Genomic DNA, 22,725 nt, shown 5'->3' with positions numbered 1-22,725 from the left:
TTTAAAATGCAAAATTTAGATGAAACTGTTTTTTAAGTACATCCAAAATTAAATCTATAGCTTTGTTTACATGATCTTTGCGATAAGAAACATATAGACCTATCATTGGTAAAGGTTCTACAGTCTTTTTAACTAGAATTTTATCCCCTAACAATGGGATAACATACTGAGGAACAAGGCTCCAACCAATTTCCATTCCAACTAAATTAACATTGAGTAAGATGTTGGTTGAATGCTGCACAATATGAATATTAAGTTTAGATTTTTTAAAAAAACCATCAATAATTCGATAAAGCTCAGGTGAGGCTTCTTCATTACACATCACAAAATTATGATGCTCAAAACTTTTTATACTAATGCATTCTTGCTGTGCTTCTGGCGAGTTTTTAGGAATAATTAAAGTGAGTGGCTCTTGGAAGATTTGAATAGAAACCAGTTCATCTGTATTTGCCGCATAACGCGTAAAAGCAATATCTATTTCCCCCTTTTTAAGCGCCTGTAGTTGAACATCATCAGTTAAACTTTGAAAATCAATTTTAAGCTCAGGGAAATGCGCTCTAATATTCGGCATGATATAAGGAAAAACTTTCATTTCAGCGACTGGAACAAAGCCAATATTTAATTGTTCTTGTTCAACTTTTGCAGTTTGTCTAGCCAAGCTAATCGCTTTCTCTGTGTGCTCTAATATAATCAAAGCTTCTTTAAAAAAAACTTCCCCTGCTTTTGTAAGCTCGACTTTTCGTTTACTGCGTATAAAAAGCTGAACACCAACTTCATCTTCTAAATCTTTAATTTGTTGACTGAGCGAAGGCTGTACCGTATGCATTCGTAATGCTGCTTTTGTAAAATTCAGCTCTTCAGCAACCGCAACAAAATAACGTAAGTGACGTAATTCCATGTCATATCCCAATTTTTGTCTTTATATCTCGATCACATAGCCAACGATATAAAAATAAAGTCATTATCGTTACCCATGCACACAACTGGTAAGTTTTTTCATAGCCTATTTGAGCAATTATAAGTCCTACCAGAACCGAACCAATTGCCATCCCTAAATCAAATAAAGTAAAAAAGGTTGAAACCGCATACCCAATTCTGTTTTTCTCAACCGTTTGTATAGCCATCGTTTGAAAAACAGGAAAAAGTGATCCGTACCCTGCACCAATTAAAACCGCAGCAAACCAATATTCCCACTGGGTTTGTATTTGACTCACCAAGAATAATCCTACCGCAAAAAGAATAAACGAAGGATAAACCACTGAGTTAGCTCCTCTTTTATCGTATGAATAGCCAACCCAAGGACGCGCGATAATCATTGATATTGCAAAGATAATAAAAAAATACTTGTTTCAGCAAGTAGGTGTTTCGTTTCGCTATAGACACTAATGAAACTCATAATGCTTGAATAAGCCATTGCAATAAATAAAGCAATCACACCGATAGGAACTACTCTTCTTTCGATAATATCGTTCAAGCTAATTTTTTGCTTTACTTGAACAACCTCTCTATCTTTTAACGACACAACTGGTATAAGAAAGCAAAAAACCAAACCTAGACACACAATTAAAGTGAGAAGAATAAATAGGTTATAAAAACTAGTGTAACGTACAGTAGCTAGCGCAATCATTGGCCCAAATACAACCGCTAAATTTGTAGACATGACGAAATATCCCATGCCTTCGCATTTCCTCTGCTCTGGGATGAATTCATTCACAATAGGTACGGTGACCGTAGTTAAAATACTAAACCAGATTCCATGCACGAACCGGATCATCAGTAATATCCATAGTTGATTTACACATAAATAACCAAGGGCCAAAAATGCAAACAGTAATGCTGAACCTCGCAACACTGTTTTTTCGCCGAAACGTTCAATGATCAAACCAGCAAAAGGACGAATGGCAATCGATGAAATCAAAAATAAAGTTAATGCCAAACCTGCCTGACCAATTGAACCAGATAATTCTTTTAAAATATAAAGGGGTAATATGGTGAGCAAAGCATAGTAATAAATGAATAAAAAAAGGTTGTTTAATACACAAAGGATAAATGAACGATTCCAAAGCTTTTGCTGGGCAGCTGGGTACATTTCTCTTACTCAATTAAGATTATTTTTAAAACACGAAGTAAATTCAGCTGACATTTACAATGATTGATTTGTTCTAAGCTTGCAGTGAATAGATTTGAGGTTTCTTGAATAGTTTCATAAATGAAAAAAGCTCCGAAAATATGAGCTTTTTTCATTGTTCTATTTGAGTTATTTAGTCTGCTGATGTAATCGACGAATCACCAAAAGCATCAGTAATGCTGAAATGACAATTCCAGGAATAGCAGCGGAAATAACACCTGTAGCACCACTTCCCATAGCAAGTAACTGACCAGCAATTGCGGGACCCAACATTGCACCAATACGGCCAACTGCTGCAGCACTACCTACGCCAGTTGCCCGGATTTCAGTCGGGTACACAATACTTCCAAAAGCATATAAAACGCCTTGACCACCAATGGTAAATGTTCCCATTAAGGCTGCGGCTGCATACATTGCAGTTAAATTTCCAGCTCCATTTAAACTAAATAAACCAGCTAAAATACCTATGTACATAAGTATAATCACATAAGCTTTATTCCAGCGGTCAATCAAGATACCCAATACAACTGTACCAATGGCAGCTCCCATTTGGAAAAATACTTGAGCTAAGCTGCCCTGTTGACGAGAGAATCCTAACTCCATAAATAGAGACGGTAACCAACTCAACATGATGTAGACAATCATCAAGGTAAAGAAATAGCTTGCCCACAGTAATAAGGTCTGCGAAGCATAATTATTTTGAAAAAGGTTTTTAAAAGAGCTTTGTATATGTGTAATCGATTTATCTTGAAATCTCGTTTGTAAAAACTCTCGAGATTCTGGTAAAAATTTGATCATAAGAGGAATCACAAGCAATGGAACAATTCCTCCTACATAAAAAATCGTTTGCCAGTGACCGCTTACATCATAGGCTGCTAGCAAAGATACTAAGATAGCTCCTATTGGCATACCACAATACATTAGGCCAACGGCACGACCACGATTTTCGTTAGAAACAGCTTCTGAAACAAGAGCAATCAAATTCGGCATTGCAGCTCCTAAACCAGCTCCAGCAAGAAAGCGTACCAATAGCAAAGTATAGAAAGTATTTACCCAGACTGTAAAAAGGGTAAATACAGCAAAAATAGCCACAGCTCCGATCAATACCATCTTACGACCAATACGATCGGCATAACGTCCACCAATTAACGCGCCTGGTAGTAAACCCAATATTCCTGCACTAAAAAAAATACCGAGTTGAGAGCTATTTAAACCAAAGGATTCTCGAATACCAACAGCCGCAATACCAGCTGCCTGTATATCAATTCCCTCAATCACAGCGATTAGAAAACAAATGGCGATCGTAATAATAGAGTGCTTATTTCCTGCACGGTTCATAGAAAAATCCTTTTCTATCAGTTTGAAAAATCACAACACATCATTTATTAATCACTTTGATTTCGACATTAGCCTTAAGTTTTATTTATTCGTAAAAACAAAAAAGAAAAATTTTTTATTTTCTTTAATATATTTTATTCTTAGACAAATCATTTATAGTTAAGTATAAAAATTAAATTAAATTTCAACTATTTAGGGATAAATTTTCAAGCTTTTAAAATTTATATATCTAAAAAATATATTAATCTAGATGAAACAAAACTGCTTTTTCAATAGTTAAAAGTTATTATACAGTTCAAATTAAGTATTAATGCTTTCAATTTCTATGTGATATCTATAATCAGGCATAAAAAAACCGTCATATAATCATGACGGTTTTTCTTTTCAACGTTAAATAGGTCTTTAGTATAACGACTTTATTTAAATTAATTTTCGCAATTCAATTGAGACATCTAGCATTTTTTCTTTATCAAAGGCGATAGAACTAGAAACCAATTTTTTTAAATGCCTCACATCTTTAGCTTGATTAACAGCAATACCAGCAACAACAATGCCTTGATCTAATCCAAATAGGGTAAATCCCACTTTTTGATTTTCTTGCGGATTCATATTGCCTCGAATATGCCACTCTTTTGCCGACATATCTCCAATAAATTGAAAGTTCAGGTCATATTGGTCCGTCCAAAACCATGATGGATTTACTTTAGGATGCTCTACCTGCATAACATGACGAGCAAAAGTACCCGCTTGGTTATTAGCATTTTCCCAAGTTTCTATACGAATATAATGACCATTATTACGTAGTTGTGTTGCTACATCACCAGCAGCATAAATATCTGGATGGGAAGTCTGACAATTTTCATTCACTTTAATAGCAAAATCTACGTCTAAACCAGCGTCTACGGCCAATTGGGCATTTGGTACAATTCCAATGCCATAAACCACAGCATCGGCAATGATCTCTTCACCACTTTCCAATAGAATGACAATTTCTTCGCCGCGCAGTTCGGTATCAGCAATTTTCACGTTGAGTCGAATATCAACACCTCGACTACGATGCTGATCAAGTAAAAATTCACTAATTATGGCTGGCGAGCGCCCCATAATCATTGGGCTTTGTTCTAGCACAGTTACATGACAGTCTCTAAAACGAGCACTGGACGCTAACTCTAAACCAATAACTCCACCGCCCACCAATACAATCCGATTCTTTGGCTGAAAAACTGGAATTAAAGCTTGTGAATCGTCTAGATTCCGTAAGGTATAAACCTTTTTACCCAACTCATCCAAAACCGGAAGACGGCGAGGTGAACCACCAGTTGCCAATAATAACTTGTCATAATAGACGTGTTCACCATTTTCCAAAATCACTTGATGTTGTTCAGGTACAATCTTTACAACGGCATTACCTTTAATGAACTCAACACCTAGGTCTTCTAGTTTCTGTTGAGAAAGAATCTCAATTTTAGTTTGTTCAGGTCTGAGAATCATATCTTTAGACAAAGGCGGACGCTCATAAGGTAAATGGGGTTCATCACCTATTAAAATAATTCGACCTTCATATTTGTTAGCACGTAACTCTAAAATAGCGCTTGCACCAGCTTGCCCGGCACCAATAATGACAATAGTTTGAATATTCATTGCTTACCCTTTATTTCAGCTCGGCAGAGACTATGCCAAAGCCAGCAATCCATTCACTGATTGGTTCATAGCAATGTAAGGTCATTTCATAATCACCCACTGTGTGTAGTGCAGCAAAAGCAGCCATCCAAGTTCGGACTTCTTGTCCCCCGCGCCCACCTTCACGGCGAATTTCATCTTCAGTCATATTTTCAAGCGCAGCAAAGTTTGCATTTTTGAATTTTTCCAATAACTGTTCGTCCCACTCTGGATTAAGTGGAACAGATACGCTCTTGTCACCTGCCGCTAAACGCTGTCCAACTGAAATGATTTTGGCCTGACGTGTATTACGAGCTTCAACAGTTGGGTTACGTCCGGCAATTAGAAAGTCTTCAACTTCTGGTGGTGCAGAGCCCATTTGAGGGGTTGGTGGATCGTGTGAAAGTCCACCTGTGCCCAAAATTAATATACGTTCATTTTCTAGATTAATTGAGTTGATGAAAGCCCCAACCGCTCGTCCTAAAGCAATAGTTCGTTTTGTCGTAGGCATTGGCGCAGCAGCACCATTAATAAATATTGGAATGGTTGGATAACGATTAAGTTGACCATCACATAAAAAATGCAGCGGTTGGGTTACACCATGATCCGCTTGCATACGATATGAATATGCAACATCTACACCTTCATCAAGGACTTTTCGAATTAAATTTAATGCTGTGTTTTCAGGCACATTAAGCTCACCGGGACCATAATTCCAGTCACCTGCTGCTGTTGCACGGACACCCACACAGAAACTCGGCATTAGATCATAAAAGAAGCCGTTAAAATGATCTGGTCCAAAGGCAATTATTAAAGTTGGGTCGTATGCTTTGACCTCTGCAGCGAGCTTTTCAAACGTCTTACGTACCGTTTGTTCTTGGTGTTGTTCTGCTGGAGACGCAAATTCCATTAGCGGGCTATGAGAAGCGCAAATAAGTTTAACAGTCATGATTAGCTCCGAAATAAGACAGTTTTTAGCTGTCTTATTAGTCCATTAATATCGGATTAAAATTAAGCATCAAAAAAACCAGCGTTCGCTTGGCGTAAGCCACGAATACCCAAACCACAGTCAGCATTTATAAAAACACCCGATAATGGTCGGTTATTTTGACGAGATGCGAGTAATACATAAGAGCCCGTCATATCTTCAGGTTCTGGTAAAAATTTCAGTGGCATGCCTTGCCCAATTTTTTCTGGGTCACGTGCATCAAGAAGCCCTAGATTTTCTTGCCCAAGCGAAGCAGCGCCCTTTACATTGACATTCATACCAGAGGGAGAAACCGCATTCACGCGGATTTTAGGTGCTAATTCATAGGCCAGTTCACGCACTAAACCTACACCAGCATGTTTTGAGGCAGTATAAATTGGCCCACCACCAGATGAATAAAAAGCCGAGTTCGATAAGGTAAAAATCATCGAACCTTCGGTTTTAAGTAGCTCGTCTAAAGCAGCTTTGGCACCCAACAAATAGCCTTTTGTATTGATGCCCATAATTTCATCAAAAGCAGTATTTAACTGTTCACCGCTCATGTTGACGATGTCAGCATAATGATCCCAAATACCAGCGTTCCCAATAAAACAGTCTAGTTTTCCAAAGCGTTCTACGGTAGTTTGCACGGCACGAATGTTATCTTCAAAACTAGCCACATCTCCTGTCACTGCTACAATTTTGTCACCATAGCGTGCGATCAATTCATCTACTTTTGATTGAGACCGTTGCAATACACTCACATGTGCACCCTCTTGTAAAAAGCGCTCAACCAATGCAAGTCCTAGTCCCGAACCTCCACCAGTAATCAGTGCAACTTCACCCTCTAGCCAGCCCATCATTACGCTCCCATCATTTCAACATAAAGTGCGCCGTCTTCAATTACCACTGGAAATGTCTGAATTGGATCGGTCGCTGGTACACATTGTGGTACACCTGTTTTTAAACAAAAGCGTGATGCATGGAGTGGGCATTCAACCGTACCATCATCTTCTAAGTAGCCTTCAGACATGGAGGCATTACCATGACTGCATTTATCATTCATGGCAAAAAACTCACCGTTAAAGTTAAACACTGCAACTGCTACAATATCCCCGACATTACAATCAACTTTTAGGGCTTCGCCTTCATCTAACTCATCAATCTGACAAACGAAAATCTTACTCATTAGAAAAACACCGTAATATTGTGGGAAGTCAAAGTTGCTTGATCGAGGGTGATATCGCGTTTAGAAATTTTCCAGCCTAAGCTACTGCTATCGTCTTTTTGAATCAGATCAACCCGTTTACCCACATAAATCAACACATCTTTTTCTTTCTGCGAGCGATAAAGCAAATAATTGCTAGAAACCTGATATTCATTTGCTTGCTCAGTTGCTTCAACTCGAATATTAGTAATTAAGTGTCGTGTCCGTGATGGCGGTTCTTCGGACCACGACATCCCTGTTTCTAATTTTGCTACACGGCGCTCTAACACAAATTTGTCATCGTGATAAATCCACGTGGACGGTGGTGCAATACATTTACGACGATCGCGAGTTTGAGCATTTGTCGTTGTTTTGAGCGTATATAAAATATCTTCGCTTAAAATATCCAACCAATCTCGAAATTTCCAATCATCTAACAATTGTGCTTCTGCATATAAAAACTGACTAATGTCGTGATGCAGTTCTAATCCGATAGAACGCCATACTGGCTGTGGCTTCAATGAGTCAACGATCTGGTTCATTTCACAAGCTCCTTCTTGTCTTTTTTAACTGCTTTTTTCAAAAGTTCTTGTTCATAAGCCTCATCTGCACGTTGCACATCTTCCCATTTTTCATGCATCAATAGGTTTGCCCAGTGGCGATACATGCCACGCGCTGCTGTTTCAGAGAAAACATGATTGGTAATACCCGGAATACCATCCTCACGGTATTTTTCGTTGCCAAGACCCATTTCCATAATGAGCTTGCTTTTACGCGCTTTATAACCACGTAACACTTTCTGGATCTCAATCCAGTTTTCACCATCATCTGCTTCAGCAAAACCAGCTGGGCCAAATGCTCGACAAGCATTCAACTCCATCGCTTCTTTGATGTGCTGCGGTGCTGCTTTATCTGTAATACAAAAAGCCCAAACTTCGGTTTTATCTGGTCCACGTGGATGCCAAATACGCATCGTCGTCATACCATTCAACCAAGACAAAGTTGGGAACATGGTGTTATGTCCAGCCAAGCGTAAAGCACGTGTGTCGCCCAAACGCTCTTTGGTTTCCTCATAGGTTTCACGGAAGTAATCTGCTACTTGGCCATCTACCCAGAAATTGGCATCTGGTTTTTCAGTCAGGAAGAAACCGGAACCATGACCGCGTTGTCCATATTGCACACAGCTTTCTGCTGTTTCCCAAACTGGTCGTGCAGTTTGTGCGCTACCTAATGCTTTAGATGCATCATCATTTGGTTTACCACCTAGAACTTGTACTGCTGAGGCATGCGAGTACGGCGCGTGGTATTGATCAGAAGCAAACTGTTCTGCTGCAAATTTCCAGTTACAGTTAATCTCCCATTTATGAATGCCACCAATAACTTCTGAACCACCTTCACGGCGGTCAATCATTGCATCGAGATACCAAGCAATATCACCCATATAGTCGAGTAATTCAGGTGTGTCATCAGCCCAGCATCCAAAAACCAAACCTTTGTAGCTAGCAACACGTGGAACTTCTTGCAATCCCCATTTTTCTTTACAAGCACCATGTGGGAAGGCAACACCTTCTAATGGAATATCTTTAAGCGCACCATCAATCCCATAAGACCAGCCATGATATGGACAAGTAAATGCACGTGTATTACCACAATCGGCGTAGCTGACTCGCATAGAACGATGACGACATTGATTTAATAACGCCTTGATAGAACCATCTTTTTGGCGAGTAACAATAATGGGATCTTCACCCATATATGTGTTGAAAAAGTCCCCTGATTTTGGAATTTGGCTTTCGTGGCAAAGAAATAGCCAGCAACGTCCAAAAATACGTTCTAACTCCAATTCGTATAATTGTGGGTCTGTGTAAATAGATGGCGAGATACGTCCATTTTGTGCGTCGACTAATGCATCGATTTCGCACACATCAATTTTTCCATTCATGAGAAGCACTCCTGCTGCCGCCAAAAAAAGCACAACATAAAATTCAGTTTGAATGGATAATGATTTTTTAAATGTTTTAAGTGAAATATTTTATTTGTTTTAAATTAGACTTTTTATGAATTATTCATTATAGGTTTTAAATATTAAAATTAATTTTGCCTGATACTCATCAGCAGTTTTTTATAAACGGATTTATGGTTTTCAACCATTTAGCATACTTTATTAACCGCTAAAGTTAATAAGAGGATTTTTGGATCACAACTGATATGGAATTACGTCATTTACGCTATTTTATCATGGTCGCAGAAGAGCTTAACTTTAGTAAAGCGGCGCTTCGTCTTTACACGGCCCAACCCTCTCTTAGCCAACAAATTAAAGACCTCGAAGATGAGGTTGGCGTAAAACTATTATATCGTACTAAACGTAAAGTTGAACTCACCGAAGAAGGAAGCGTATTTCTTGAGCAAGCGCGTTTAACGTTAGCTCAAGCAGATAAAACGATTGCAATGGCTCGTCAAGTTTCGAAATTTAAAAAACAACAACTGACGATTGGTTTTGTTCCAGTAGTAGAAATGAAAGTTTTTCCATCTGTTCTTCCAAGTTTACGGGTACAAAATCCAAACCTCAAAATTGAATTACGCAGTATGAATAATACCGAACAAATGGAGGCATTAAAGAATGGAGTCATTGATATTGCATTTATGAGGGATAACTTAAATAACGATGAAATACAAAGCCAGTTCGTATTACGTGAACCGCTAATGCTATTGCTTCCTCGAAATCACCCACTTGCACAATACGAACGTATACCCGTCAAGCTTTTAAACAATATTGACTTTATTATTCCATCTTCAGAACAGTCTTCAATTTTACATCATACAATTCTTAATTTTGCCGAAATACACAATATTAAATTTAATATTGTTCAAACTGCACATAATATTTTATTTAATATTAACTCAATAGGAATGGGGTTAGGCTGTGGCATTTTACCTAGTTATATAGAACCATTAACTTTAAATAATATTGTCACTCGCCCCTTAGATGTTGATCTACCTTTTTTAGATTTATATGTCAGCTATAGAAAAGATGCTGAGTCTTCGGGTGTTAAAGAGTTTATCGATTTATTGAGTAAAGTTTTTTACTTAAATATTAATCGGTCTTAAAATCCTTAAGTTAATACAAAAGTCTAAGATGATTTAAAAATATTCAACAAAAACAAATTTATAATTTAAGAGGAGGAGAAATCTGTTAGTTCTCCTACTCTTCTTTCTATCTTTTATTTAACATCATGTAATGCTAAATATTGTTTAATGATCTGGTTAAACTCATCAGCTTTTTCAACTTGCGACCAATGCCCACATTGACTAAATATATGAGCATCAGCATTCGGTACAATATTCAAAATATCCCAAGTACGTGATACAGGAATAACTACATCTTGCACACCATGAATAAGTAACACAGGAATCTGGATATTTTTCATTTTATCGAAATCGAGAGGAAACTCGAATCGGTCACGGTCTCGAGCCCCAACCACTTCCATTAATCGATCTGATGCATAGTCATTTTTAGCGGCCTCAAAACGAACTTTAACCAATTCATCAGTAACTAAAGACTTATCTACTACAAACATTTCTAAAGTTTTACGGATACCATCTTCTGTTAATTCAGGATTAGCATGTGCTTTAAGTGCTGCCGTTTGTTTAGCACCCCCCGTTCCCATTGATACAATACCCAGTACACGCTCTGGATAATCCAATACAAACTGGAATGCTAACCATCCCCCTAAAGAATTACCAACCAACCAAGTTTTTTCAATACCCAGTGCATCTAGTACTCGAACCGCGTGATCTACCCACTCACGAATACCATAAACAGTTCCTTCTGCAACAACAGTTTGGCCATAACCAATTGAATCAATTGCGATACAACGTCCTTGCTCAGCAATTTGTGGTAAGTTCAACCACCAGTTTGCTGCTGCTGAAACACCCGTACCAGAACCATGTAAAAATAAAATTGGAGTACCTTCTCCAAGCTCATGATAATGAGTGAGCTCGCCTGCTGCAGTTTCAATCCATTTATCTTCCAAACCAAAAAATGGATCTGTTTTATATTCGGGGATTTGTACTGTTCCCATCTTATTCCTCTTACAATTTGTACAGCCCAACCCAAGATTAGGCCGATTTAATACGCCAAATTTCAAATGTTTTACTCACCTATATTACCTGTTCACAGCACCTAAACTGATACTTGTTTACGATGAGGTGATATAAAATAAGTATTAATAAAAAATTGTTATTTAAAGAAATATTTAAAAGTATTTAAAATTTATAGGTGTATGTCGTTGCAATACGATGTTCCTGCAAATCACTCTTTTGGCCAGCAATATTGTCAAAATTGACATCTATATATATCCACTGGAATCCCAAACCTTTTAACTTCCCTTCTGGCACTACATAATTCAGAATAAAGTTGAATTCATCTTCTTTGCCTTTGCCTGTTAATGCACTTGATTCATATGCTGAATCGACACCCCAGCCATGCCAATATTTGGCAGTAGTTTTCAATCCTTTAATACCTAGTTCACTAAAATCGTAGCTATAGGTTATACCAACGGATTTCTCATCTTTACGGATAAAACTCGCAACTGACCAGTTATCTAAATAAGGCTGTGGTACCCAACCTGCAAGTGTTGGAAAATACGGAGCGCCTGTTGCTGCACTCGGATTACTACCATAGTCGCCAAACATTTGCTGATAAGACAAACCTACGCTGTGCGAGCCATAAGTTAAGGTTGAGCCTATAGACAATGCTTGATTATCAATATCACCATACAAGGCATCTCCCGACTCTGCATTGTCGAAAAAACGTATGTGTGAATCGACTTTTAACTTGTCATAATTATTTTTATAGTTCACACCCAAGTAATTTTGACGATAGATATTCGTCACATCGCCATAAAAGTAACTTGCAGACCAGTTTTGATTTAATTGGTAATCTATGCCCGCAACATACATCCCATCAGTTTTACCATCATTATTTAATGCTTTAGGCCATAGACCAAAATCCATTGGCTGATTTTCATAACGGGCATTGATACTATCCAAATAACCTAACGTTAATTTGGTGTTTTTAATATCTTTTGACTCTAGCCATACACCATTGTAAGTGGTCAATAATTGACGAGATGGGTCAAAATGAATTACTGGTGTTACAGGTAAAATTTCACCAATTCGTAATTCAGTTTGGCTGATTTTCGCTTTAAGAGTTGCTCCTATTTTTCCAAACTGACGCTCTTGTTTTCCTGTGCCTGTACCAGAAATTCCACTATACGGCAGAACCCAATCGGCATTACGGTCACGACCATCCAGACGCACAGCATACTGTGCCAACACATCAACACCAAGTTGTAATGCCCCAAACTCTGCATAGCCCGATTTTGCATCCAGTGTCGCAGCTTGTGACCAACTACCCCAGTTTTTTGCAGGGGTGTCATCATACTGGCGGTCTAAATAGAAGTTTTTAAATTTCAGCTGAACCTGACTATCTTCAACAAAGCCTGCATATGTGCCAGTAGCCCCTATTGTTGCTATTGCGCAAGCCATTGCGATCCATAACGTTTGACGACGCATTGCGTACTTCCTTTCAATCAATCCATGAAACAAAGCCCTATCATGCTTAACTCTTTTTTTATGAAAAATTCGACTAGAGTATTAAGATATTTTTCTTTTTAAACTCAATACTTTAAAAAAATGTTACTTTTCCAGTAATGAGGATTTTTAACAGATCATTAAAAACGATTAATCATTACCTAAAAACCAGAATAAATATTTGTTATATATCTATTTTTTATTAAAGTATCTTTATTTAAATTTGCTATTTTTAATTTTCTAATCGTTTTTTTATTTAAATAGAAACTCATCCAATCAAAAATGATGTCCATCCATTTATAGAAAATAACACTTATATCCAAGTTATTTCATCTAGATCAAATCATTAGATGTAAAAAAGCACTCTCGTGGAGTGCTCTTTTTCATTTGTAAAAGACTTATGCGCTCATTACTTTCGCTTTTGACATGGTCAAGGCAAGATCTTCAATCATATCCTCCTGTCCCCCAACCGTACCACGGCGACCAAGCTCTAATAAAATTTCACGTGCAGAGACACCATATTTAGCTTCAGCACGTTTTGCAAACAACAAGAAAGAAGAATATACACCTGCATAACCTAATGTTACTGCATCACGATCGGCACGAATTGGATTTAGCATCATTGGTATAACAAGGTCTTCTGCAATGTCTTGCACTTTAAACAAGTCTACGCCTGTTTCTATATGCATACGATTTGCAACCGCAATAAATAATTCAAGCGGCGTATTGCCTGCTCCTGCTCCCAATCCTGCGGCCGCTAAATCAACTCGGCTTACACCAGCTTCAACCGCAGCAACGGTATTGGCAACGCCCATACCCAAGTTATGGTGACCATGAAAACCTAACTCAATATTGCTATCAAGTTCTTGGCGGAGTAACCCAATCCGATCAGTAACATCTTGTGGCAACATGTACCCAGCTGAGTCTGTAACATAAATACAGTTAGCACCGTAAGACACCATTTTTTTTGCTTCTTGTAGCAAATGTTGTGGCGATGCCATATGAGCTAACATTAAAAAGCCTACTGTATCCATTCCCAATTTACGGGCAGCAGTAATATGCTGTTCAGATACATCTGCTTCTGTACAGTGTGTTGCAACACGAATGGTTGAAACACCAATTTCATGTGCCATTTTCAAATGATCAACTGTTCCAATGCCAGGCAATAACAACGCTGACACTTTGGCATTTTTCATGCGTGGCACGACGGCAGATAAATACTCTTCATCTGTTGCAGCAGCGAAACCGTAATTAACGGAACTACCCCCTAAGCCATCACCATGAGTTACTTCAATTAAAGGTACTCCCGCCTCATCTAACGCACTTGAAATGGCAATCATTTGCTCAACTGTAGTTTGATGGCGTTGAGGATGCATACCATCACGTAAAGTCATATCATGCACAATAATCTTAGACATACGGTTTCTCCTTAAACAACTTCAGCTTTTTGATTAGATAAAACACGTTCTGCAAACATTTCTGCAGTACGTGCAGCTGCCGCAGTCATAATGTCAAGATTACCTGCATATTTCGGTAAATAATCGCCTAAGCCTTCTACTTCAAGAAATATAGAAACACGATTACCATCAAATACAGGGCCATTCACCAGTTTGTAGCCCGGAACATATTTTTGGACTTCTTTGATCATGGCATTGACTGATTCCGTAATTGCAACTTGGTCAGGCTCTCCTTCAACTAAACAATGAACCGTGTCACGCATCATTAATGGTGGTTCAGCTGGGTTAATAATAATGATGGCTTTACCTTGTTTGGCACCACCAACTTTTTCAATTGCTCCAGCCGTAGTACGAGTAAATTCATCAATATTTTTACGCGTACCTGGGCCAACCGATTTTGTTGATACAGTCGCAATGATTTCAGCATAGCTAACTGTCTGTACTTTTGAAATCGCTGCGACCATAGGAATAGTTGCTTGCCCACCGCAAGTCACCATATTGACGTTAGGGACTTCACCTGCGTCTAGCAGAGCTTCTAAGTTCACTGGCGGCACACAAAATGGACCAATTGCCGCAGGCGTTAAATCAATCATTAACACGCCAAGCTCATTAAGCTTACGGCTATTCTCTGCATGTACATAAGCAGAAGTCGCATCAAAAGCAATTTTGATATCATCTTCAAGTACATGAGGTAATAAACCATCAACTCCATCCGATGTAGTCTTTAAACCCATTTTTGCAGCACGGGCCAAGCCTTCAGAAGTAGGATCAATCCCTATCATCCATACAGGTTCTAGCACTTCACTACGCTGTAATTTATACAACAAATCTGTTCCAATATTTCCCGGACCGATTAAGGCACATTTGATCTTATTCATTTCCCTATCCTTTATTCAGTAGCAAAGCATGCGGTAACTGAGTCGAAGCCTTCAATTTTTACTACGAACTCATCTCCGGCATGAGCTACAACCATTGGACCCAATGCCCCTGTTAAAACAATATCTCCAGCCTGTAACGGGCGCCCGCGACGTACCATTTCATCGGCCAACCAAATAGCTGCATTCAACGGGTTGGCCAAACAAGCTTTACCCACGCCCTCTGAGACAATTTCACTACTACGAGTCATGACCATTTTGCAGTTCACTAAATCAAGTTGATCAAGCTGTACTGGACGCGAACCTAAAACAAAAGCCGCACTAGAAGCGTTGTCAGCAACAGTGTCAATTAATGAGATTTTCCAGTTCTCAATACGGCTATCGACGACTTCAATAGCAGGCAAGGCATAGTCTGTAGCACTAATAATGTCTGCATATGTATGTCTGGTTTGGGTTAAATCATGTTTGAGTACAAGCGCAATTTCAGCTTCAACTTTTGGCTGAATTAATTTACTTATTGGAATTACATCACCATCACCGTATGCCATATCGGCAAATAGCATTCCAAAATCAGGCTGATCCACCCCAAGCTGAGCTTGTACGGCTTTTGAAGTCAATCCAATTTTACGACCTACTAAACGGCGCCCTTCCGAGAGTGCACGTACAGTATTGATTTCCTGTACTGCATAAGCGATATCCACACTTGCCTGTTCACCACCGAGTTCAGCACGTATTGGAACAATCGCAGTTTGTGATAGTTCAGCCTGCCTTAAAGCCAAAGCAACTGAATCGACAACAGCAGAATTTGACATCAATATTTCCTTAAACTGCAAAATTGAATGTTTACTGCGTACGAAAGGTATAGAACGGAATACGAAGTTCAGGCAAAGTTAGAAACAACAAATCCCTTGTATTTTCCGAGACAGCTACCTACGGGAACGTACATATAAAACACAGCTTAAGAATGGGAAAATCCCTAATTAAATGCCAATACTTATTTTGTTTCATATAATAGTTTTTATTTATAATCAACCCCAAAATGCTGTTTAAAAATTTAATGCTAAGTAACTATAATAATTTTATTAATCAATATATTTTTTTAGAGGTTAGAAAAATACTAATTTTCAAATTTTATATATTACACTAGATAGTCTCACGTTTAGTTATTGTTGAAGATGCTTAAGTAGTCCTTAATTTACCTACTGCAATTCATTTTAAAATATAAATAAAAAGTCCATCTTAACTACGTTTAAAAGTTTGGATTTACTAATATCTTTCAAGCGTAGTTAATCAGACAATATTAATAAACTTAACTTAGAACACCTTTTTTACAGACACTGTAAATGTCGAATCAATCGGATTTGAAATTGGCGCATCAGGTTCACCATTACTATACTTTTTATAGAAACCATCTTTGTCCCAAGCTTTGGCATACGCTAAACCAGTAGTCCAGCCATCCCCTAAATCTTTAATCAATTCGACTTTCATATCTTGAAAGTTAGCTTCCGAGAAATTTTTAATTCTTTCATAGCCATAGTGAGCACCAAAAGTCCAAGACTCATTGATAGGCTGAGTAAAAGTTAGATCTAGATAAGTTGTTCCTCGTGAACGTTTACCTGCTGGGCCACCCATCGTATCTGAGTTATAGCCTGCATAATCTGGAGTGTAGGTAATAAAATATTTAAGAGTCAAAGGCCCATAACCAATTTGAGGCACAATTTCGCCATAGTTATAACTGGTACTTCCCGTTTCAGGCGTACTTTTAGCTCCCGGATAGTAGTAATAAAAAACCGTCATTCCAGCTGAAAACTTATCAAAAGTTTTTATATAACCTGTATAAAAATCCCACTCAACTGAAGCATTTCGAAGATAGTTAGAACTTACATTTGAAGCCCAAGTCCCTACAAATAATCCATTCGGATTTGCATAATCTAGACCAATTTGTAATGCAGGCTTGCCCCAAGTTTGTTGAAAACCACGTGATATATATTGACTTGCGAAGGTTACATTAGCACTGTATGGAGAAATTTGTTCTTGTTCGTTTACTTGTTCAGCATGTACAACACCAGTAGACATAATAAGAGAAGCCATCCCTAAAATTTTTCTCATCTAATAATCCTTTTAAATATTACCTATAGGTTTAAAGTTTTAAAATAACATGATAATTCAATTTAAAACGTATTAAAAAGTTATAAATTTAGATTTCTCGACACTTCTTCTTGACTATAGATCTCTTCAATACAGTCTAAAATTTTAGGAATATATGAACTTTGGTCCATGTTGCGCATAGATAGAGAAATAGGACTATAAGCTTCTAAATCTAAGATATTCAAATAAGTTAGATTCTTCATTCCAATGTCACAGGCGCTTTCGGGAATAATACAAATACCCTCTCCAGATGCCACTAAGCCAAGTGCCATATGAATTTCGCGGACTTCAGTCAGTTTGGCAGGAACAAGACCTAATTTGGTAAATAAAGCTTGAATAGTGGTCGAAAAATTCGGTTTAGGTGTTGTGGGATAAGAAAAAATTGTCTCATTGATAATTTGAGATAAATAAATTCCTGATTCTTGGAACTCACTTAAAGGATGTTTTTTATGGATAGCGAGTTTTAATTTTTCTTTACGAAGTAGAAGTCGCTTAATGGCAGGATCGCTAATAGGTAGCCGTCCAAAACCTAAATCAATTTTTCCTAACTTTAAGGCTTCGACCTGATCTCGTGTACCACATTCAATAAGCTCGACATGAATGTCAGGATTTTTTTGTCTAAATAGATAAATGACCTGTGGTAATCGCCCATAAAGAAGCGAACTCACATAGCCAACTTTAACAACATTCTCGACCAGCTTCATTTTTTTAGCCATAGAAGCTGCTTGAGCCGTATGCGTTAAAATCTGAACAGCATGTTGGTAAAAAAACAGCCCTGCTTCTGTCACTTTTAATGGACGTGAGCCTTTCACGAACAGATCAATGCCTAACTCTTCTTCTAGTTTTTTAATTTGACGCGTGAGCGGTGGCTGAGCAATAAAAAGCTTCTCAGCGGCTTTAGTCAGACTTTGTTCTTCAACAACGGTAACAAAATAACGTAGATGTCTTAATTCCATTAATATACCTTTTTAGTATCTTAAAATACCGTTCTATATCTATTTTAGGCTATTACATTCTTCTATGGTATGTAAACAAGTTTGAAATAGTTGAAACTTCATGTATAGAACCATAGAAACCATACTTGTGGATATTCCAACTATCCGTCCTCACCAGCTGTCTGTGACTACAATGCGTACTCAGACTTTGGTGCTCGTTAAAATTACGACCACGGATGGTATTGTAGGTTGGGGTGAAGCGACCACCATTGGTGGACTGAACTATGGTGAAGAAAGTCCTGAAAGTGTCAAAGCCAATATTGATACTTACTTTGCACCATTACTCGCATCAGTTAAAGATTTAAATGTTGCTCAAACACTAAAACTGATTCGTAAGAATATTAATGGTAACCGTTTCGCGAAATGTGCCATTCAGACTGCTCTACTTGATATTCAGGCAAAACGTTTAGGCGTGCCATTAAGTGAAGTTTTAGGTGGCCGTCTGCGTAATAGTTTACCTGTACTTTGGACGCTCGCGTCTGGTGACACAGAAAAAGATATTGCTGAAGCTCGAAAAATGATTGAGTTAAAACGTCATAACACGTTCAAACTCAAAATTGGTTCACGCCCTTTGCAACACGATGTTGATCATGTGATTGCAATTAAAAAAGCACTCGGTGCAGATATTAGTGTACGCGTTGACGTAAATCGTGCATGGTCAGAGCTGGAATGTATTCAAGGTATTCAACAGCTTCAAGATGGCGGGATTGATTTAATTGAACAGCCTTGTGCTATTCAAAACACAGAAGCACTTGCTCGCCTCACCCATCGTTTTGATGTTGCAATTATGGCAGATGAAGCTTTAACTGGTCCCGACAGCGCATACCGTATTGCAAAAAGCCATGGTGCTGATGTATTTGCAGTAAAAATTGAACAATCTGGCGGTCTGATCGAGGCATGTGAAGTTGCCAAGATTGCAGGTTTAGCAGGAATCGATCTTTATGGCGGCACTATGCTTGAAGGCCCTGTAGGTAGCATTGCTTCTGCTCATGCATTTGCAACCTTTGAAACATTAGCGTTTGGTACTGAATTATTTGGTCCGTTATTGCTTACCGAAGAAATTTTGAAAGAACCGCTGCGTTACGAAAACTTTGAATTGCACTTGCCAACGGCTCCGGGCTTAGGCATTGAAATTGATGAAGATAAAGTCGAGAAGTTACGTCGTTAAGGCAACAGGATAAGGAGTTTCCCATGTTATTTCATGTACGTATGGATGTGCATATTCCACTTGATATGCCAGCCGACAAAGCAAATGAAATTAAGGCTGTTGAAAAAGCCTATTCGCAAGAATTACAGCGTCAAGGCAAATGGCGTCATATCTGGCGTATTACAGGTCAGTACTCAAACATCAGTATTTTTGATGTCGAGAGCAATGAAGAATTGCACAATATTTTACAGGGTTTACCTCTCTATCCATATATGGACATTGAAGTGATGGCACTTAATCGCCACCCTTCTTCTGTTCGTGATGATGATTCGTAAACCAAAAGAATTTTTTAAATGTGATCTCTGAAGTCCATTTAAAAACCAAGCAGATTATTCAGAAGGTAACAAGGAACGTGGCGGCAATTATTCGCTAGCAAAACAAAATGCCCGCAGCGCTGCCACCCAAAACCGTATTGCATACTTAAGGAGTTTTAGTATGAACCGTCAACAAATTGATGCGCTTGTAAAACAAATGAATGTCGACACTGCAAAAGGCGAAGTTGATGCACGTGTTCAACAAATTGTAGTGCGCCTTCTTGGGGATTTATTTCAAGCCATTGAAGATTTAGACATCCAACCTTCAGAAGTATGGAAAGGTTTGGAATATTTCACAGATGCTGGTCAAGCAAATGAACTTGGTCTTTTGGCAGCTGGCTTAGGTTTAGAGCATTATCTTGATTTACGTGCAGATGAAGCAGATGCCAAAGCTGGTGTTACTGGCGGTACACCACGTACCATCGAAGGCCCACTTTATGTAGCTGGCGCGCCTGAATCTGTTGGTTTTGCGCGTATGGATGATGGTACAGAATCTGGCAAAATCGATACCTTAATTATTGAAGGTACTGTAACTGATACTGATGGCAATATCATTGAAAATGCCAAAGTTGAAGTATGGCATGCCAACAGTTTGGGTAACTATTCATTCTTTGATAAGTCTCAATCTGACTTCAACTTACGTCGTAGTATTTTGACTGATGCTGATGGTAAATATGTTGCATTAACAACTATGCCTGTAGGTTATGGTTGCCCGCCAGAAGGTACAACTCAGGCCCTTCTTAACAAATTAGGCCGTCATGGTAACCGTCCATCTCACGTTCATTACTTCGTTTCTGCACCGGGTTACCGCAAGCTAACTACTCAATTCAACATTGAGGGTGATGAGTACTTATGGGACGACTTTGCTTTCGCAACGCGTGACGGCTTAGTTGCAACAGCAGTTGATGTAACTGACCCAGCTGAAATTGAACGCCGTGGTCTAGATCACGCTTTCAAACACATCACATTTAACATCGAACTTGTTAAAGATGCCGCTGCTGCTCCTTCAACTGAAGTTGAACGTCGTCGCGCTAGTGCTTAATTGAAAGTATATGTGAGTTAAAAGTTCGCTTTTGACTCACAAAATTTATTCCATTTATTACTACCATTAAGAATTTAAATAAATTTTTAGCGGTAGTAATACATCACGTTACCTCATGCTCTAGGGTTTCTCACATGATTGACAAAAGTAAGTCCTCACTAAGCGAGGTTCTATCGCAGATTAAAGATGGTGCAACCATTCTGATTGGTGGTTTCGGTACCGCAGGACAACCCGCTGAACTCATTGATGGTCTTATTGAACTCGGTGTTAAAGATTTAACCATCGTCAGCAACAATGCCGGTAATGGCGATTATGGTCTGGCGAAACTGCTTAAGGCTGGTTCAGTTAAAAAAGTAATCTGTTCTTTCCCACGTCAGTCAGACTCTTATGTATTTGATGAACTGTACCGTGCCGGAAAGGTCGAGCTTGAAGTCGTACCGCAAGGTAATCTGGCGTGTCGTATTCAGGCAGCAGGTATGGGGCTAGGTGCTGTATTTACCCCAACAGGCTTTGGAACTCTTTTGGCCGAAGGTAAAGAGACCCGTGAGATTGATGGGAAAGATTACGTACTCGAATATCCGATCAAGGCTGACTTTGCCTTGATTAAGGCCTACAAGGGCGACCGCTGGGGCAATCTGGTTTACCGTAAATCTGCACGTAACTTTGGCCCGATTATGGCGATGGCTGCTGATGTCACTATTGCTCAGGTTTCTGAAGTTGTGGAGCTAGGTGGATTAGACCCAGAGCACATTATCACCCCAGGTATTTTTGTACAGCACGTTGTACAAGTAGCGCCAGCACAGTAAGCAATAAGGAGAAATAACATGAGCTACCAGAAACTCAGCCGTGACCAGATTGCACAACGTGTGGCACAAGATATTCCAGATGGTGCCTATGTGAACTTGGGTATTGGCCTACCCACCAAGATTGCCAGCTACCTACCGAATGACAAAGATATTTTTCTTCATTCTGAAAATGGTTTATTGGCTTTTGGCCCACCGCCAGCGGCAGGTGAAGAAGACCCTGAACTGATTAATGCGGGTAAAGAATTTGTGACCATGCTTGAAGGCGGCAGCTTTTTCCACCATGGCGATTCATTTGCGATGATGCGTGGTGGTCACCTTGATATTGCAGTACTCGGTGCATTTCAGGTTGCTGCGAATGGTGACTTGGCCAACTGGCACACGGGAGCACCGGATGCAATTCCTGCGGTAGGTGGTGCGATGGATTTGGCGGTTGGTGCCAAGAAAGTATTTATCACCACAGACCATGTGACCAAACAAGGTGAGCCGAAGATTGTGGCTGAGCTAACTTATCCAGTAACGGGTAAAAAATGTGTTGACCGTATTTACACGGATCTTTGTGTGATTGATGTGACTAAAGATGGTTTAAAGGTGATTGAGAAAGTTGAAGGCCTTAGCTTTGATGAGTTACAGGCTTTAACCGATGCAACTTTAATTGATGCGACTCAAGAGTAAGGAAGTAGGGAAATGACATTAAAAAATGCTTATATTATCGATGCCATCCGTACTCCATTTGGCCGTTATGCCGGTGGCCTTGCACCTGTCCGTGCAGATGACCTTGGCGCTGTGCCGATTAAAGCTTTAATCCAGCGTAACCCGAATGTAGATTGGGAACAGGTCGATGATGTGATTTATGGCTGTGCCAACCAAGCCGGTGAAGATAACCGTAACGTTGGCCGTATGTCAGCACTTCTTGCAGGTTTACCGTATCAGGTTCCAGCAACCACCATTAACCGTTTGTGTGGTTCTTCACTCGATGCGATTGCCATT

At 39.0% G+C, this 22,725-nt stretch carries 22 protein-coding genes and 1 pseudogene; 7 read left to right on the top strand and 16 right to left on the bottom strand.

Translation table 11 applies throughout. The annotated features are described in order from the left end of the window. Position 1: 1 nt before the first annotated feature. From AW165_RS16740 to hcaE, 9 genes and pseudogenes are all read right to left on the bottom strand, one after another. Positions 2–898 carry a LysR substrate-binding domain-containing protein gene (locus AW165_RS16740; RefSeq protein WP_060466478.1) on the bottom strand — a complete coding sequence of 299 codons (897 nt, stop codon included), beginning with the start codon at positions 896–898 and terminating at the stop codon, positions 2–4. Between the two features lies 1 nt (position 899). Further along, positions 900–2,089, bottom strand: a pseudogene (locus AW165_RS16735) (MFS transporter). A gap of 168 nt (positions 2,090–2,257) precedes the next feature. After that, positions 2,258–3,466 carry a 3-(3-hydroxy-phenyl)propionate transporter MhpT gene (gene mhpT / locus AW165_RS16730; RefSeq protein WP_060466477.1) on the bottom strand — a complete coding sequence of 403 codons (1,209 nt, stop codon included), beginning with the start codon at positions 3,464–3,466 and terminating at the stop codon, positions 2,258–2,260. A gap of 420 nt (positions 3,467–3,886) precedes the next feature. Continuing rightward, entirely contained in the window at positions 3,887–5,107 is a 1,221-nt protein-coding gene (gene hcaD / locus AW165_RS16725; protein WP_060466476.1) for a 3-phenylpropionate/cinnamic acid dioxygenase ferredoxin--NAD(+) reductase subunit, read from the bottom strand. Positions 5,108–5,117: 10 nt separating this feature from the next. After that, a complete protein-coding gene (locus AW165_RS16720) occupies positions 5,118–6,074 on the bottom strand; it encodes a 3-carboxyethylcatechol 2,3-dioxygenase (RefSeq protein ID WP_060466475.1) in 957 nt (318 codons plus the stop codon). Between the two features lie 62 nt (positions 6,075–6,136). Beyond that, the gene (gene hcaB / locus AW165_RS16715) at positions 6,137–6,952 is read right to left on the bottom strand and encodes a 3-phenylpropionate-dihydrodiol/cinnamic acid-dihydrodiol dehydrogenase (RefSeq protein ID WP_060466518.1); all 816 of its coding nucleotides are present in this window, start codon (positions 6,950–6,952) and stop codon (positions 6,137–6,139) included. Positions 6,953–6,954: 2 nt separating this feature from the next. Beyond that, complete coding sequence (gene hcaC / locus AW165_RS16710) at positions 6,955–7,281, bottom strand: 3-phenylpropionate/cinnamic acid dioxygenase ferredoxin subunit (protein ID WP_060466474.1); 327 nt, start codon at positions 7,279–7,281, stop codon at positions 6,955–6,957. Next, positions 7,281–7,841 carry a 3-phenylpropionate/cinnamic acid dioxygenase subunit beta gene (gene hcaF / locus AW165_RS16705; RefSeq protein WP_060466473.1) on the bottom strand — a complete coding sequence of 187 codons (561 nt, stop codon included), beginning with the start codon at positions 7,839–7,841 and terminating at the stop codon, positions 7,281–7,283. The genes hcaC and hcaF overlap by 1 nt, the downstream gene beginning before the upstream one ends. Continuing rightward, positions 7,838–9,241 (bottom strand): 3-phenylpropionate/cinnamic acid dioxygenase subunit alpha, encoded by a 1,404-nt coding sequence (gene hcaE / locus AW165_RS16700; RefSeq protein WP_060466472.1) that lies wholly within the window; start codon positions 9,239–9,241, stop codon positions 7,838–7,840. The genes hcaF and hcaE overlap by 4 nt, the downstream gene beginning before the upstream one ends. Before the next feature lie 266 nt (positions 9,242–9,507). On the opposite strand from hcaE, the gene hcaR reads away from it, so the two are divergent. Further along, positions 9,508–10,407 (top strand): DNA-binding transcriptional regulator HcaR, encoded by a 900-nt coding sequence (hcaR, locus tag AW165_RS16695; protein WP_060466471.1) that lies wholly within the window; start codon positions 9,508–9,510, stop codon positions 10,405–10,407. Between the two features lie 113 nt (positions 10,408–10,520). Here the strand turns inward: hcaR and AW165_RS16690 are convergent, their stop codons facing one another. The 7 genes from AW165_RS16690 to AW165_RS16660 form a co-directional block, all read right to left on the bottom strand. Beyond that, positions 10,521–11,381, bottom strand: coding sequence for an alpha/beta fold hydrolase (locus AW165_RS16690; protein WP_060466470.1), 861 nt, complete (start codon positions 11,379–11,381; stop codon positions 10,521–10,523). 184 nt (positions 11,382–11,565) lie between these two features. Then, positions 11,566–12,876 (bottom strand): OprD family outer membrane porin, encoded by a 1,311-nt coding sequence (locus AW165_RS16685; protein WP_060466469.1) that lies wholly within the window; start codon positions 12,874–12,876, stop codon positions 11,566–11,568. 416 nt (positions 12,877–13,292) lie between these two features. Next, a complete protein-coding gene (gene dmpG, locus AW165_RS16680) occupies positions 13,293–14,312 on the bottom strand; it encodes a 4-hydroxy-2-oxovalerate aldolase (protein WP_060466468.1) in 1,020 nt (339 codons plus the stop codon). 11 nt (positions 14,313–14,323) lie between these two features. Next, positions 14,324–15,229 carry an acetaldehyde dehydrogenase (acetylating) gene (locus AW165_RS16675; protein WP_060466467.1) on the bottom strand — a complete coding sequence of 302 codons (906 nt, stop codon included), beginning with the start codon at positions 15,227–15,229 and terminating at the stop codon, positions 14,324–14,326. Between the two features lie 11 nt (positions 15,230–15,240). Next, positions 15,241–16,038, bottom strand: a complete 798-nt coding sequence (locus AW165_RS16670; protein WP_060466466.1) for a 2-keto-4-pentenoate hydratase — start codon at positions 16,036–16,038, stop codon at positions 15,241–15,243. Between the two features lie 502 nt (positions 16,039–16,540). Then, positions 16,541–17,335, bottom strand: a complete 795-nt coding sequence (locus AW165_RS16665) for a TorF family putative porin (RefSeq protein ID WP_060466465.1) — start codon at positions 17,333–17,335, stop codon at positions 16,541–16,543. Between the two features lie 80 nt (positions 17,336–17,415). Then, a complete protein-coding gene (locus AW165_RS16660; RefSeq protein ID WP_016140852.1) occupies positions 17,416–18,330 on the bottom strand; it encodes a LysR family transcriptional regulator in 915 nt (304 codons plus the stop codon). A gap of 100 nt (positions 18,331–18,430) precedes the next feature. Between AW165_RS16660 and AW165_RS16655 the strand changes: the two genes are divergently transcribed. From AW165_RS16655 to AW165_RS16630, 6 genes are all read left to right on the top strand, one after another. Next, positions 18,431–19,537, top strand: a complete 1,107-nt coding sequence (locus tag AW165_RS16655) for a muconate/chloromuconate family cycloisomerase (protein WP_060466464.1) — start codon at positions 18,431–18,433, stop codon at positions 19,535–19,537. Positions 19,538–19,560: 23 nt separating this feature from the next. Next, a complete protein-coding gene (gene catC / locus AW165_RS16650; RefSeq protein WP_060466463.1) occupies positions 19,561–19,851 on the top strand; it encodes a muconolactone Delta-isomerase in 291 nt (96 codons plus the stop codon). A gap of 160 nt (positions 19,852–20,011) precedes the next feature. Continuing rightward, positions 20,012–20,932 carry a catechol 1,2-dioxygenase gene (catA, locus tag AW165_RS16645; protein ID WP_060466462.1) on the top strand — a complete coding sequence of 307 codons (921 nt, stop codon included), beginning with the start codon at positions 20,012–20,014 and terminating at the stop codon, positions 20,930–20,932. A 134-nt stretch (positions 20,933–21,066) separates the two neighbouring features. Further along, positions 21,067–21,738: a 3-oxoacid CoA-transferase subunit A gene (locus AW165_RS16640; RefSeq protein WP_017386040.1), complete on the top strand. Its 672-nt coding sequence runs from the start codon at positions 21,067–21,069 to the stop codon at positions 21,736–21,738. An 18-nt stretch (positions 21,739–21,756) separates the two neighbouring features. Next, complete coding sequence (locus AW165_RS16635) at positions 21,757–22,410, top strand: 3-oxoacid CoA-transferase subunit B (RefSeq protein WP_060466461.1); 654 nt, start codon at positions 21,757–21,759, stop codon at positions 22,408–22,410. 12 nt (positions 22,411–22,422) lie between these two features. Beyond that, positions 22,423–22,725 (top strand): hypothetical protein (locus AW165_RS16630; RefSeq protein WP_081410705.1); only part of this gene is annotated, 303 nt, incomplete at its 3' end.

Origin of the sequence: Acinetobacter sp. LMB-5 (genome assembly GCF_001541635.1) — a bacterium.
GTDB classification, from domain to species: domain Bacteria; phylum Pseudomonadota; class Gammaproteobacteria; order Pseudomonadales; family Moraxellaceae; genus Acinetobacter; species Acinetobacter pittii.
This window is presented reverse-complemented; position numbering and strand designations above follow the sequence as displayed.